16 protein-coding genes are annotated in these 13,817 nt (G+C 63.1%); 6 read left to right on the top strand and 10 right to left on the bottom strand.

The window, feature by feature from the left end:
- From L5849_RS11505 to L5849_RS11520, 4 genes are all read left to right on the top strand, one after another.
- The coding region (locus L5849_RS11505) for a hypothetical protein (RefSeq protein WP_236925690.1) at positions 1-202 on the top strand (202 nt) is incomplete at its 5' end.
- A 143-nt stretch (positions 203-345) separates the two neighbouring features.
- Positions 346-1,848, top strand: coding sequence for a lipopolysaccharide biosynthesis protein (locus tag L5849_RS11510; RefSeq protein ID WP_236925691.1), 1,503 nt, complete (start codon positions 346-348; stop codon positions 1,846-1,848).
- A 287-nt stretch (positions 1,849-2,135) separates the two neighbouring features.
- Positions 2,136-3,956: an ABC transporter ATP-binding protein/permease gene (locus L5849_RS11515; protein ID WP_236925692.1), complete on the top strand. Its 1,821-nt coding sequence runs from the start codon at positions 2,136-2,138 to the stop codon at positions 3,954-3,956.
- A 127-nt stretch (positions 3,957-4,083) separates the two neighbouring features.
- A complete protein-coding gene (locus L5849_RS11520) occupies positions 4,084-5,589 on the top strand; it encodes a SulP family inorganic anion transporter (protein WP_236925693.1) in 1,506 nt (501 codons plus the stop codon).
- Here L5849_RS11520 and L5849_RS11525 read toward each other — a convergent pair.
- From L5849_RS11525 to L5849_RS11540, 4 genes are read right to left on the bottom strand one after another with little or no spacing between them, the layout of a single operon-like run.
- Positions 5,580-5,984, bottom strand: coding sequence for an ACT domain-containing protein (locus tag L5849_RS11525; protein ID WP_236925694.1), 405 nt, complete (start codon positions 5,982-5,984; stop codon positions 5,580-5,582). The genes L5849_RS11520 and L5849_RS11525 overlap by 10 nt on opposite strands.
- Entirely contained in the window at positions 5,984-7,282 is a 1,299-nt protein-coding gene (hslU, locus tag L5849_RS11530) for an ATP-dependent protease ATPase subunit HslU (RefSeq protein ID WP_236925695.1), read from the bottom strand. Before hslU ends, L5849_RS11525 begins: the two co-directional genes overlap by 1 nt.
- 7 nt (positions 7,283-7,289) lie before the next feature.
- The gene (gene hslV, locus L5849_RS11535; protein WP_115417984.1) at positions 7,290-7,850 is read right to left on the bottom strand and encodes an ATP-dependent protease subunit HslV; all 561 of its coding nucleotides are present in this window, start codon (positions 7,848-7,850) and stop codon (positions 7,290-7,292) included.
- Positions 7,851-7,902: 52 nt separating this feature from the next.
- Positions 7,903-8,364, bottom strand: a complete 462-nt coding sequence (locus tag L5849_RS11540) for an outer membrane protein assembly factor BamE (protein WP_236925696.1) — start codon at positions 8,362-8,364, stop codon at positions 7,903-7,905.
- Positions 8,365-8,526: 162 nt separating this feature from the next.
- On the opposite strand from L5849_RS11540, the gene L5849_RS11545 reads away from it, so the two are divergent.
- Both L5849_RS11545 and L5849_RS11550 read left to right on the top strand, forming a co-directional pair.
- Positions 8,527-9,042, top strand: coding sequence for a ubiquinol-cytochrome C chaperone family protein (locus L5849_RS11545; protein WP_236925697.1), 516 nt, complete (start codon positions 8,527-8,529; stop codon positions 9,040-9,042).
- Positions 9,039-9,569 (top strand): DUF177 domain-containing protein, encoded by a 531-nt coding sequence (locus tag L5849_RS11550; protein WP_236925698.1) that lies wholly within the window; start codon positions 9,039-9,041, stop codon positions 9,567-9,569. Before L5849_RS11545 ends, L5849_RS11550 begins: the two co-directional genes overlap by 4 nt.
- A 4-nt stretch (positions 9,570-9,573) precedes the next feature.
- Here L5849_RS11550 and L5849_RS11555 read toward each other — a convergent pair whose 3' ends face one another.
- The 6 genes from L5849_RS11555 to L5849_RS11580 all read right to left on the bottom strand — a co-directional run bounded on the left by L5849_RS11555 (position 9,574) and on the right by L5849_RS11580 (position 13,789).
- Positions 9,574-9,726 carry a hypothetical protein gene (locus L5849_RS11555; protein WP_236925699.1) on the bottom strand — a complete coding sequence of 51 codons (153 nt, stop codon included), beginning with the start codon at positions 9,724-9,726 and terminating at the stop codon, positions 9,574-9,576.
- A gap of 14 nt (positions 9,727-9,740) precedes the next feature.
- Positions 9,741-10,280 (bottom strand): single-stranded DNA-binding protein, encoded by a 540-nt coding sequence (ssb, locus tag L5849_RS11560; RefSeq protein ID WP_236925700.1) that lies wholly within the window; start codon positions 10,278-10,280, stop codon positions 9,741-9,743.
- A 99-nt stretch (positions 10,281-10,379) separates the two neighbouring features.
- Positions 10,380-12,242 (bottom strand): ferrous iron transporter B, encoded by a 1,863-nt coding sequence (locus L5849_RS11565; protein ID WP_236925701.1) that lies wholly within the window; start codon positions 12,240-12,242, stop codon positions 10,380-10,382.
- Complete coding sequence (locus tag L5849_RS11570) at positions 12,239-12,478, bottom strand: FeoA family protein (RefSeq protein ID WP_236925702.1); 240 nt, start codon at positions 12,476-12,478, stop codon at positions 12,239-12,241. The genes L5849_RS11565 and L5849_RS11570 overlap by 4 nt, the downstream gene beginning before the upstream one ends.
- Before the next feature lie 54 nt (positions 12,479-12,532).
- Complete coding sequence (locus L5849_RS11575) at positions 12,533-13,192, bottom strand: COQ9 family protein (RefSeq protein WP_236925703.1); 660 nt, start codon at positions 13,190-13,192, stop codon at positions 12,533-12,535.
- A 3-nt stretch (positions 13,193-13,195) separates the two neighbouring features.
- Complete coding sequence (locus tag L5849_RS11580; RefSeq protein ID WP_234041466.1) at positions 13,196-13,789, bottom strand: ankyrin repeat domain-containing protein; 594 nt, start codon at positions 13,787-13,789, stop codon at positions 13,196-13,198.
- Between the last annotated feature and the right edge of the window lie 28 nt (positions 13,790-13,817).

A 13,817-nucleotide genomic window follows, 5' to 3' on the forward strand; every position in this document is an offset into this window, starting at 1 on the left:
CGACTTACACCGGGGGACCGGCTATCCGATTATGTTGGCGACCAATACAGCGAACGGTGAAAGCCGTCAGCGCCGCGTCGGTGAGGGCCATCTAGGAGCACACCCGGATCCGGTCAACGCCTTTTTGCGAAATTGTTTCAGTTTCACGGCAAATCCGCAGAAATGCGCCGGTTTCCACTGGCGGCGCCTGAAGTACATATAGGGTGTGTGCGGTGGCTTTCAACCACACCCTGCGAGGGAGCGCCTGGATTCGGAGCGATTCCCCTCATTCATCACGCCGAGTCACTACCCCAGGCCGAATCTGATCGCTCGCATTCCAATCGAAAGGCGCCTAGCAATCACCCGATGAGGATCAGTGGGGTCAGTGAGCAGGAACCACCCGAGGGTTTCGGCGCGCGCGTACGCAAGGCGCTCGCATGGAGATGGGGCAGCCAACTGTTCGCACAACTCATCACCTGGGGCTCGACGATCATGGTCGTGCGCCTCCTCGACCCTTCGGACTACGGCCTGTTCGCCATGAGCCAGGTCTTCGTCACGGCGCTCAACTTCCTCAATGGCTGGAGTTTCGCCAGCTCTCTCATCCAGGCGGACAAGATAGGTCGGCGCGAAATCGGCCAGGTCTTTGCCGTGCTCTTGCTGACCAATACGATGCTTGCCGCGATCCAGCTTGTCCTCGCGCCCGTGGCAGCGGATTATTACGGGCAACCGGCCGTCGCCGATCTGCTGCGGGTCCAGGCGCTGATCTTCCTGACGATTCCTTTCACCGCGCTGCCCACGGCACTGCTATCACGCAGGCTGGAGTTCCGCAGCCAGGGCATCGCGAACATGGCATCGGCCATCGTCGGGGCGGTCACCGCGCTCGTCCTCGCCCTGCTCGATTATGGCGTGTGGGCACTGATCTTCGCTCCGATCGCGGCCTTTTTCGTGCGGGGACTGATGGTCACCATAGCCGCGCGGCTGTGGGTAATGCCGGTCTTCGACCTTCGAGGTGCAGGACGGATGATCAGCTTCGGGGGTGTTCTGACGGTGTGCCAGTTCTTCTGGATCATCCAGAGCCAGAGCGACATCTTTATCGCGGGCCGCGTGCTCAGCACATACGAGCTCGGGCTGTATTCCGAAGCCCTGTTTCTGACGCTGATCGTAACGGGGCGGTTCATCCCCCCGCTCAATGACGTAGCCTTTCCCGCCTATGCCGAATTGCACAAGGCCGGACGCAGCCTGGCGCCCTATTTCGAGCGGACGGTACGCAGTGTGCTATTGGTGGTCAGCCCGATCTATATCGGCCTGGCGCTGACCGCACCCGAAGCAATTCTGGTGGTGTTTGGAGAGAAGTGGGTCGCCATGGCCCCCTATGTATCCGGGCTCGCCATCGTGATGCCGTTGATGGCAGTGCAGATCATCTGCTCGCCCACCGTGACGGCCATCGGAAAAGAACGCATTTATCTGGCGACGAACATTGCCGGCGCGGCGATCTTCGCGAGCGCATTCCTCATCGGCATCCGGTACGGAGCCCCGGGACTGGTCAAAGCGTGGTGGTTCGCGGCCCCCACGCTATTGCTGGTCACTCTTGCCCTCATCCTGCCCCGCATGAAATTCGGCGCGGGGCGGTTTGTCGCCACGGCTGTGCCCTCGACGATCGGCTGCGCGATCATGGCCGCCAGCGTGTTGGGCCTCCGCAGCATGCTGCCGAGCGACCTTCACGCTGCGGCGGTTCTCGCCATTCTCGCCATCTCGGGCGCGGCAGTCTATGCCGCTACGCTATTCGTCCTGTGGCCGCAAATCGTGAAGGACAGCCTACGGATGCTGCGCAGTCCGCGTGCCGCGGTCGCCCCAACCCCGCTACCCTGACAAGACCGGTATTCGATCGCCGCGCAGGGCGGTGATGCCTTTAACCGCCCGCGCCAGCCCGGTGGATGGCGGATCGAAAGATCGTCATAGGTTCCAAGACCGGCCTTCTCGACCTTTCTCCCGCCAGGTGCGTCCAGCCTGTCCACCGCCACGCCCGACATCAGGGATGCCCTCCAGGCCGCTGGGAAGCAAAATGCGCGCGCCCTGTTTCGAACCGACTGGCCCCACTCGCGCGCAGAGGCCCCCGACCTTGCCGCGCGGCCATGGTCTCCCCACATAGCCGGGCGATGCCGCCCGACGCTACCGACCCCGCCCAGCACAACGATCCGGAAGGCTGGGCCACCGTCCGGCGTTTCCTTCCCTATCTGTGGCCTGCGAACAATCCGAATTTGCGCCGCCGAATCGTGGGGGCCATGCTGTTCGTGCTGCTGGCCAAGGGTACGATGCTGGCACTGCCTTTTGCCTATAAAGGTGCGGTCGATTCGATGACCACGCCGACCAACGAGGCGGCCATGGCCGCGCTTGCACTGGTCATTGCCTATGCGGCCGGGCGCCTTGCAGCGGTGGTGTTCGATAATCTGCGCAATATGACCTTCGAACGGGTTGGCCAGGATGCCACCCGCCAACTCGCCGAAGACACCTTTTCGCGGCTCCATCAGCTATCCTTGCGTTTCCATCTGTCGCGCCGGACGGGTGAGGTCACCAAGACGATCGATCGCGGCACCAAGAGCATCGACATCATGCTCTATTTCCTGCTGTTCAACATCGCGCCGACCGCGCTCGAGCTGACGGCGGTCGGCATCATTTTCTATATCAACTTCGGTTGGCAACTCGTGGCAGCAACCGCGCTGGCCGTGACACTGTATATTTATGTGACGCGCAAAATCACCGAATGGCGCAACGACTTGCGGCGACAAATGAACGAGCTCGACGGGACAGCCTTGGCCCGTTCGGTCGACAGCCTGCTCAATTACGAGACGGTCAAATACTTCGGGGCCGAGGCCCGCGAACGCGAACGTTACGCCGAATCGGCACGGGCCTTTGCCGAGGCCGCAGTCCGGTCGGAAAACTCGCTCGGCCTGCTGAACATCAGCCAGGCGGTCATTATGAATCTGCTGATGGGCGGCGCAATGGGGTTTACCGTCTGGCAATGGAGCAAGGGCGTGCTGACCACAGGCGATCTTGTGCTGGTGAACACCTATCTCCTCCAGCTTTTCCGTCCGCTCGATATGCTCGGCATGGTCTACCGCACAGTTCGACAAGGGCTGATCGACATGGCCGAAATGTTCCGCCTGATCGATACGGAGCCCGAAGTGCGGGACGCACCCGGTGCCCCCGGCCTGGTGGTGCGACAGCCCACCGTTGTGTTCGATCAAGTGATGTTCGGATATGAAGATGGACGCACGATCCTGCACGGGCTCAGCTTCGAGGTGCCTGCTGGCAGTCATGTGGCTATCGTTGGCCCATCGGGCGCCGGCAAGAGCACGATCGGACGGTTGCTGTTCCGCTTCTACGATCCATGGAGCGGCCGCATCCTGATCGACGGGCAGGACATAACGCAGGTCACGCAGGCCAGCCTGAGGCGAGCGGTCGGTATCGTTCCGCAGGACAGCGTGCTGTTCAACGACACGATCGGTTACAACATCGCCTATGGCCGGGACGATGCGGATGTCAAAAGGGTCATACAGGCAGCGCGCGCGGCAGCGATCCTGCCGCTTATCGAGCGTCTGCCCGAAGGGTTCGATACCGAAGTCGGCGAGCGCGGCTTGAAACTATCCGGCGGCGAAAAACAGCGCGTTGCCATCGCGCGCACACTGGTCAAGGACCCGCCGATCCTGCTGCTCGACGAAGCGACCAGCGCGCTGGACAGCCGGACCGAACAGGAAATTCTCGCGACCTTGCGACGTGTATCGAAGGATCGCACCACACTGGCCATCGCGCATCGCCTGTCGACCATTGCCGATGCCGACCATATCCTCGTACTCGACCATGGACGTCTGACGGAAAGCGGCACCCATCGGGAACTGCTCGCAGCGCGTGGCCTCTATGCCGAGATGTGGGCCAGACAGCAGGCCGAAAAAGGCACACCCACCGAAACAATGAACTGAGTACGGGTCCCCCTCGCCCGCCCCTGACGACCCGGTCTTGTGCTGCAATGCAACATCGTCCATAGGGCGAGCGAATTTTCGCGCGCCGTCTCATGCGCGTTTTTCCAGATCAGACAGGACAAACCCCATGCTCGACCGCGCCGCGATTCGCCGCGACTGGTTCTCCAACATCCGTGCCGATGTGCTGGCGGGCCTTGTTGTCGCCCTCGCCCTGATCCCGGAGGCCATCGGCTTCTCTATCATCGCCGGCGTCGATCCGCGCGTGGGCCTCTACGCGTCGGTCGCGATAGCCATGGTCATCGCCTTTACCGGCGGACGGCCGGGCATGATCTCGGCAGCGACTGCCGCGGTGGCCGTGGTCGTCGTTCCACTGGTGCGCGACCACGGGGTCGAATACCTCTTCGCCGCAACCATCCTGATGGGCGTGTTTCAGGGCGTGGCCGCACTGTTGCGGCTCGACCTGCTGATGCAGTTCGTCTCGCGCAGCGTCATCACCGGCTTCGTCAATGCGCTCGCGATTCTCATCTTCATGGCGCAGCTGCCGCAGCTCGACCCGACCGCCGACGGGATCGGCTGGATGACCTATGCCATGGTCGCTGCCGCATTGGCGATGATCTACCTGATCCCCAAGCTGACCACCGCAGTGCCCAGCCCGCTGATCGCGATCATCGTGCTGACCGCTCTCACCATCTGGCTCGGCGCGCCGGTGAACACCGTGTCCGACATGGGCGAGCTGCCCGAGGGCCTGCCCTATTTCGCCCTGCCCGATGTTCCGCTGACCTGGGAAACGCTGGCGATCATCGCCCCCTATTCGGCGACCATGGCCGCCGTGGGCCTGCTCGAAAGCCTGCTCACCGCGCAGATCGTCGACGACATGACGCATACCAGCTCGAACAAGCGCCGCGAAAGCGGCGGCCAAGGCGTGGCCAACATCGTCGCGGCCATGTTCGGCGGTATGGGCGGTTGCGCGATGATCGGCCAGTCGGTCATCAACGTGACCAGTGGCGGGCGCGGACGCCTGTCGACCTTCACAGCGGGCCTTTCGCTGCTGATCCTGCTGGCGCTGCTCGGCGATCTGGTCGGCCAGGTACCGATGCCCGCGCTGGTGGCGATCATGATCATGGTGTCGATCGGCACCTTCTCGTGGAATTCGATTCCCAACCTGTCCAAGCATCCGTGGCAGTCTTCGGTCGTGATGGTCACGACTGTCGTGGTCGTGGTTGCCACCCACAATCTAGCGCTTGGCGTACTGGCTGGGGTGATCCTGTCGGGTGTGTTTTTCACCCACAAGGTGATGACCATGTTCGAGGTCGTGCGCGAACGCCACGGCGACAAGGCCGTCTACCGTGCCAAGGGTCAGATCTTCTATGCCAGCGTCGAACGCTTCGAAGCTGCTCTCGGCCCGGAAGGCGCCATGCCGGACCCCGCCGATCACGTGGTGATCGACGTGTCCAAGGCGCATTTCTGGGACATCTCGGCGATCGGAGCGCTCGACAAGGTGGTCGAACGCATGCGCCGCCACGGCCGCAGCGTGAAGGTGGTCGGCCTCAACCGCGCCAGTGCCGATCTGGTCGACAAGTTTGCCCTGACCGACAAGACCGGTGTGGAAAGCGGGTTGGCACCTCACCCCTGATCGGAGGATAGCCTTTCGAGAATAGCGAGAGCCTCCTCGCCACGGGCAGCAGGCACGAAGGCATGGTCGTGGTGGTAAGCCGCGACCATGTTGCAGGCGATCCCGGCATCGGCGAGCGCGCTCGCGACTGCGGCGGTGAGCCCGACGCCTCCGAGGTCGGAATGTACCATCAGCGTGATGTGCGCGAAGTCGGGTCCTTCGATCCCTAGTTCATCGGCTAGCTGTGACGGTACGATCGCGGACACACTCTCACCCTCGCGAAACGTGCCGGTCGCCGCACCGAGCAATTGCGGGGCGGTGTCGGGCGCGACAAGGACGAAGCGCCAACTGCGCGGGTCGAGCCGGGGTGCCATGGCGGCGATCATCGCCCGGCCATTGCGCACCGGGCCGGTCATCAGAGAATATACTTGCTCAGGTCGGCGTCGCCGACGAGCGTCTCCAGCCGTTCGCGCACGTAATCTGCGTCGATCGTGATCGTCTCGCCCTCATGCTCCTCGGCCTCGAAGCTGATGTCTTCCAGCAGGCGTTCCATCACGGTCTGCAAGCGGCGGGCACCGATGTTCTCGACCGTTTCGTTGACGCGCGCCGCCAGCTTGGCGACCTCGGCGATCGCATCCTCGGTGAAGTCAAGCGTCACGTCCTCGGTGCCGATCAGCGCTGTGTATTGCTCGACGAGGTTGGCGCGCGTTTCTTTCAGGATACGCACGAAATCCTCTTCGGTCAGCGCGCGCAGCTCGACGCGGATCGGCAGGCGGCCCTGTAATTCGGGTAGCATGTCCGACGGCTTGGCGACGTGGAATGCCCCCGAAGCGATGAAGAGCACGTGATCGGTCTTCATCGGGCCGTATTTGGTGGCGACCGTGGTGCCCTCGATCAGCGGCAGCAGGTCGCGTTGCACGCCTTCGCGGCTGACCGATCCACCGCGCACGTCCGAGACGGCGATCTTGTCGATCTCGTCGAGGAAGACGATACCGTTGGTCTCGGCATTCTCCAGCGCGACGCGATTGACATCGTCCTGGTCCATCCGTTTTTCGGCTTCCTCGTCGACGAGCCGGTCCCAGGCATCGGGCACCTTCAGCTTGCGGCGTTTCATCGGGCTCTTGCCCATCGCCTTGCCGAGCATGTCGCTCAAATCGATCATGCCCACGCCGCCGGGCATGCCGGGAATATCCATCTGCTGGCCCGGCTGTTCGCGCACGTCGATCTCGACCTCGGTGTCGTTCATCGCATTTTCGACGATGCGCTGGCGGAACGCCTCGCGCGTCGCCTCGCTGGCATTGTCACCGACGAGCGCAGTGAGCAGGCGCTCCATCGCCGCCTCGCTGGCAGCCTCGCGCACCGCCTCGCGGCGGCGTTCCTTTTCGAGCCGGATCGCCTCTTCCGCCAGATCGCGGGCGATCTGGTCGACGTCGCGGCCGACATAGCCGACCTCGGTGAACTTGGTCGCTTCGATCTTGATGAAGGGCGCTTCGGCAAGCTTCGCCAGGCGTCGGCTGATCTCGGTCTTGCCGCAGCCGGTGGGGCCGATCATCAGGATGTTCTTGGGCGTCACCTCGTCGCGCAGCTCGGGGCCGAGCCGCTGGCGCCGCCAACGATTGCGCAGCGCCACGGCAACCGCGCGCTTGGCATCCTTCTGGCCGATAATGTGGTCGTCCAGCGCGGCGACGATGGCCTTGGGGGTCAGATTGTCCATGAGTTCCTCAGACCGTTTCGACGGTCACATTTCCATTGGTGAACACGCACACATCGGCGGCGACCGCCATGGCCTTGCGCGCGATGGTTTCCGCATCGTCTTCGTAGTCGACCAGCGCCTTGGCGGCCGAGAGCGCGTAATTCCCACCTGAACCGATCGCAGCGATACCGCCTTCGGGTTCGAGCACGTCGCCATTGCCGGTAAGGACCAGCAGGTTTTCCTCGTCCGCGACGATCATCAGCGCTTCGAGATTGCGCAGGTATTTGTCCATGCGCCAGTCCTTGGTCAGCTCGACTGCGGCGCGCAGAAGCTGGCCGTTATGCTGTTCGAGCTTCTTTTCGAGACGTTCGAACAGGGTGAAGGCATCGGCGGTGGCGCCAGCGAACCCGGCGACGACCTTGCCACCCTCGCCGATCCGGCGAACCTTTTTCGCATTGGGCTTCATTACCGTATTGCCCATAGAGACCTGTCCGTCCCCGGCAATCACAGTGCTATCGCCGCGCTTGACGCCGATGATCGTGGTGGAATGCCACTGGGTCAGCCCGTGGCGATCGTCTTGTGAACTCATGCCGCGCGATATGGGGCGCGCGAAGCCGGGATCAAGCCGTGTGTGCCGGGCCTTATTGTCCGGGGCCTGCAGCGCCCGGCGCGCCAACCGCGCCGATATTGCCGAACAGGTCCTCGAGGAAGGTCCGCTCGCGGCCCAGCGTGGGCGTTTCGTCGCCATCTGGGCTCAGATAGACGACCTTGTCGATACCCGTCTGTTCCGCCGACACGACATTGCCCGCCTCGTCGAACTTCACCGCGAGGACCGAATGCTCCCGGATACGTGGGCGAACGAAAGGTTTGCGCCCGGTGGTGCTCGACACATAATACCAGGTGGGCTGGCCGTATTGGCTTTCGAAAGTCGGGCGACCCAGCGTGCCCTCGACACTGCGCTGGTTATCGATCCCGGGCTGGACCGTCTGCAGCAATGTTGCATCGATGATATATCCGCGCGGTTCGCGGATCGCGGTACAGCCGCTTGCTGCGATGGCCGCCGCGCCGATGGCGGCAAGGCCCAGAATTTTCGACCTGTTCATGGGAACAGCAAATCTCCGTCTGTCGGCAGGCGCTTGGCCGCGGGCGACCCCCTGCCTATATGCTCGGGCAACGCCTTAATCCGAAAGCGTCTGCCCATGCAACTCGGCAATGGGGGACGCTTGGGGATCGCGGCCTGTATTGCCGCTGAACGGAGTAGAAACGTGTCCTTATTCGCCCGCCTCTTCGGCACCCAGACCGACCCGCGCGAGGAATGGCGCGGGCTGTGGCATCGCACCGTGGCCGAAGCCCGCGATCCCGACTGGTACCGCATGTGCGGCGTCGCCGACAGTATCGAGGGACGCTACGATATGATTACGCTGGTGTTGACACTGGTCATGCTGCGGCTGGAAGACGAAGGCGGCATGGAGGCCAGCACCGCTCGGCTGACCGAACTGTTCGTCGAGGACATGGAAGGCCAGATGCGCGAAGCCGGCATCGGCGATCCCACCGTGGGGAAAAAGATCAACGCGCTGATGGAAAGCCTGAACGGGCGCATCGGCGCCTATCGCGAAGGCTTGCGCACCGATCCCAAAGTGCTGGTCGAGGCGGTGCGTCGCAATGTCACCATGGCCCAGCCCGACGAAGCCGAGGCGCTGGTGCAGCGCATCGCAGCGCTGCATGCGCGGCTGGAGCGCACCGACGTCGAAAAACTGCGCACGGGGGAGATCGCGGCATGAGCGCGCCCGAACTCAGCCGCCTGGTCAAACCCCGCGCCCTGCCCGCCGGAGCAATGGTGGTGGAGGCGAGCGAGGCCGAACGTTCCGCACTGGCTGACCGTTTTGGAGTCACGTCGATCCCCAGCCTTTCCGCGCAGGTCGAGTTCGGCACCAAAGACGAGGCCGTGCTCGCCAATGGAAAGCTGTTCGCAAGCATCGAACAGCCTTGCGCGATCACCGGTGAAGAGCTGAATTACGACGTCGAAGAGCCGCTAACGCTGAGGTTCGTGCCCGCCGGATCAGTGCCAGACTATGCCCCCGACGAGGAAATAGAGCTCGACAGCGAGGATTTGGACGAAATCGAATATGAGGGAGACACTTTCGACCTCGGCGAAGCGATCGCGCAAACACTCGCGCTTGCAATCGATCCCTATCGCGAAGGTCCCGGTGCCGACGAAGCACGAAAGCAGGCCGGTATCGCGAGCGACGAGGACCTTGCGCCAAGCGGCCCGCTCGCCGACGCGCTGACGGCGCTGAAGTTGGGCTAGGGCGTCAGCCGGTAACCGGGAGACCTTCGCACTCCTGCCCGCCCCAGCGCCCACCTGCATCGAGACAGCTATCCTGAGCCAGAAACCAAGCGGCCTTCCACCCGAAAAGGAAGAAGGCCGCTGCCATCGCAATCGCAATGAGAAACGCACGCGTCATTTAGAGTGCGCACCTTAGAACGGAATATCATCGTCGAGGTCGTCATAATTCGAGCCAGCGCCCGAGCCGCCGCCCGACGATCCGCCGCCGCCCTGATTCCAGTCGCCATCATTGCCGCCACCGGAGGAACCGCCGCCGTAGGAGCCGCCTCCGCCCCCGCCGCCATAGCCGCCGCGCTGGCCCCCGCCACCGCCGCCGCCCGATGCACCATCGAGCATGGTCAGGGTCCCGTTGAAACCGCGCAGCACAACTTCGGTCGAGTACCGATCGTTACCCGACTGGTCCTGCCACTTGCGGGTCTGCAATTGGCCTTCGACATAGACCTTGCTCCCCTTGCGCAGGAAGCGTTCGGCAACGCTCACCAGACCTTCGGAGAAAATCGCCACGGTGTGCCATTCGGTCCGTTCCTGGCGTTCACCCGTATTGCGATCCTTCCACGTTTCAGTGGTGGCGAGCCGCAGATTGCAAACTTTGCCGCCATTCTGGAAGCTGCGGATTTCCGGGTCGGCGCCCAGGTTTCCGATCAGCATGACTTTGTTTAGGCTACCGGCCATCGAATCGTCCCTTCGTAAACTGTTGGCGAAGGGCCTAACCGAGGCTTCGAGTCGCTTCTAGGGTTCCTGCCGAGTTTCCCCCGCAGTGGATCAGCTTGGCTACAAGCCCAGAGCCGTCGCGATCCAAAATGTGAGCCCCGCGAACACGTAGGCCAGTACGAAAAGATAGCCGACCATGAAGGCTGGCCATTTCCAGCCATTGGTCTCGCGCCGGGCGACCGCGATCGTCGAAATACACTGCGGCGCAAAGACGAACCAAGCAAGGAAGGCGAGCGCGGTCGGCAGGCTCCACAATTCGGCGATCCGGTCGGTCACGCCCTCGGCGGCCAGATCCTCATCCTCGGCATCGACGGCATAGGTCGTGGCGAGCGCCGAAACGGCGACCTCGCGCGCGGCCATGGCGGGCACCAGTGCCAGGCTCATCTCGCGGTTGAAGCCGATCGGCTTGAGTACCGGATGCAGCACATCGGCAATCATGCCCGCAACGCTTGCATCCATTTGGCTCTCACCCGGCTCCGCCTTGGGAAAACTCAGCATCAGCCAAAGCACGATCGTGACCGTGAAGATGATCGTGCCCGCGCGGCGCAGGAAGACCCAGGCGCGTTGCCACAGGCCGATCACGAGGTCCTTCAAACGCGGAAGCTGATAGCGCGGCATTTCCATGATGAAGCCGCTCGCAGCCCCGCTTGTCACCGTGTGGCGCAGCACCAGCGCGACGACCATCGCACCGAGGATACCGGCGATGTAGAGGGCGAAGAGGACAAGCCCCTGCAACCCCACCCCCGGACCGATCGTGGTCTGCGGGATCACAGCGGCGATGATTACCGCATAAACCGGCAGCCGCGCCGAACAGGTCATCAGCGGGGCGACCAGTATTGTCGTCAGCCGGTCCTTGGGATCGGGGATGCTGCGCGTCGCCATGATGCCCGGAATGGCGCAGGCGAAGCTGGAAAGCAGCGGAATGAAGCTTTTCCCGCTGAGGCCCACACCCGCCATGAGCCGGTCCATCAGGAAGGCCGCGCGCGCCATGTAACCGCTCGCCTCCATCAGCAGGATGAAGAAGAACAGGATCACGATCTGCGGTAGGAAGACGACCACCGAACCGACACCCGCCAGAACCCCCTCGACGAGGAAGTCATGCACGAAACCGGACGGGAGGCTGGCGCTGACCAAGCCCGATATAGCCCCGACACCGCCTTCCAGCGCATCGGCGAAAGGTGTCGCCCAGGCGAAAACCGCCTGGAAGATTACGAACAGCAGACCGAACAGGATCACCGGTCCGATCCATGGATTGAGCAGCACACGATCGATGCCGTTTTCGACCGTATGACGAGTCGATTTGGACAGGATTGCGGCGCGCGCCATGTGCTTCGCCGCCAGCCTGCGTTCGGGCAAGGTGATGTGCCAGCGTTTGTGGGCGTCCTCGTCGGCATGCGCTTCCGCTTCGGCGATCGCTGCGGCAAGTTCCTCCAGGCCGCGACGCCGGACGGCCACCGTGGGAACCACCGGCACGCCCAAAGCCTCGGACAATGCCTCGGGATCGAGCGTGAGCCCGTCGCGTTCGGCCAGATCGATCATATTGAGCGCGACCACCGTGGGCCGGCCCAGTTCGAGAACTTCCTGCGCGAAGACCAGATGCTGTTCCAGGTTGGAGGCATCAAGGACGAGCACGATCACCTCAGGGATCGCCTCCCCTTCGAATTCGCCATGCACGACCTTGCGGGTCACGTCTTCATCGGGGCTTGCCGCGTCGAAGCTATAGGAGCCCGGCAGGTCGATCAGTTCGACGCTATCGCCATCGGGCAGGGCCAGCCGCCCCGCCTTTCGTTCGACCGTAACACCAGGATAATTGGCAATTTTCTGCCGCGCACCTGTCAGCGCATTAAACAGCGCAGATTTCCCGGCATTGGGGTTGCCAACGAGGGCGGCTGTGTGGCGCTTCACGGGGTCCTCGCGGCTCATAGCGGCTCGACCGCGATGGCGAGCGCATGCGCCCGGCGCAGAGCGATGGTCATCCGCCCGATACGCAGCGCCAGCGGATCGCGTGTGCCGAAAACTCCGCGATGAACGATGGCGACCTCTGCCCCCTCGTCCACACCCAGCGCCTTCAGGCGCTTACCTTCATCCTCGGCCAGCACGGCCCAGTCCACCGCAACGATTCGCGCGGCCTTGTCGTGTTCGAACCCATCGAGCGTCATACGCGCCGCCCTGTCAGATGTCGGCGCTTGTTGCAACTGGTTATCAATAGCGGCCTAGCGCGCTGGGTATCGCAGCCGCCCGAGGAAGCGTGACATGCTAAAGGACTCACGCTCGGGGTTGAGCCATTTCGCCTTTGCCTTTTCGAATTTCATCACGCCGTCGATCCGGCGGCCCAGAAAAGCTCTGGTTTCGGCCTTCCCTTCGCTCTCGTCATCGACGAAGATAGCCAGCGTCGCGCCGTAGATCGAGGCGAGAATCGCCCGCTTGGTATAGTGGTTGTAATCGGTCGCGGTGTCCCCGGCGAGCCGCCACATCGCGTCGGCGCTGCTCCAGCCGGTCCTCAGTGCCCGCGCCGCATTCTGGGGCATTGCCATGATCGCAAGCGCGCGACGCAGCGATTCCTCCAAATCCGCCACAGCATCGAGACGATATTGGATCAGGCTGCGGATCCGTTCGCGGATCTTCATCTCGGCGAGTTTCTCGGCAGGCAGGTCGATCGCCATCTGCCGGTCGATGGTTTCGATCCACGCGCAGATCATGCCCATGGCGCCATCGTCCTTGAAGGCGAGTCGGGCGACGTCGCGATCGGCGCCAAACTGATCGGCGGCCATATCGAGTGCTTCATTGCTCCAGCCATCGAACACCGCCGCTTCCGCAATGCCGGGAGCAAGCGCGAGCCGCAGCTCGTCGAGCGTAAGGTCTTCTACCTCCATCGGTCAGCTCGGCCCATAGGCTTGCGCCTTGTCGCCGCGCTCGGCCTCGGCCCGCTCGATTTCCTCGAGCATACTGGAGCGCGCGCCCAGCAACATCGCATAATCGCGGGCGGTGCGCCCCGAATTATCGGCCCGGTCGGCATTCGCACCCTTGTCGATCAACAACCGGACAAGACCGCTGTCGCGCCGGTGCACCGCTGCAATCAGCGGCGTTTCGCCCGTGCTGTCGGGCACGTCCACATCGGCGCCCCCTTCGGCCAACACCTCGACCCCCTCGGTAAATCCCAACTGGGAAGCAAGTTGCAGCGGCGTGGTCCCGTTCTTGTCGGCGATGTTGGGATTGGCGCCCTTGGCCAGCAGGAAACGCAGCCACACCGCATCGCGCCGCTGGGTCACGATATGCAGCGCGGTTTCTCCACTGACGACATCACGTGTATTGACCAGTACACTGCCGGGTTCGGAAAGGAATTCGGTCACTTGCGTGCCGTCGCGCTCCTTGACCGCCTCGAGGAATTTATACCCGTCGCGCTGCATCTGCGCATGGACCGGGCCTGCAATCAGCGATCCGGCCAGCGCGGCCAACAGAGAAAATTTCACGAAACGTTTCACCGTGTGCAAGCCCCTA

It is taken from the genome of Erythrobacter sp. SN021 (genome assembly GCF_021864455.1).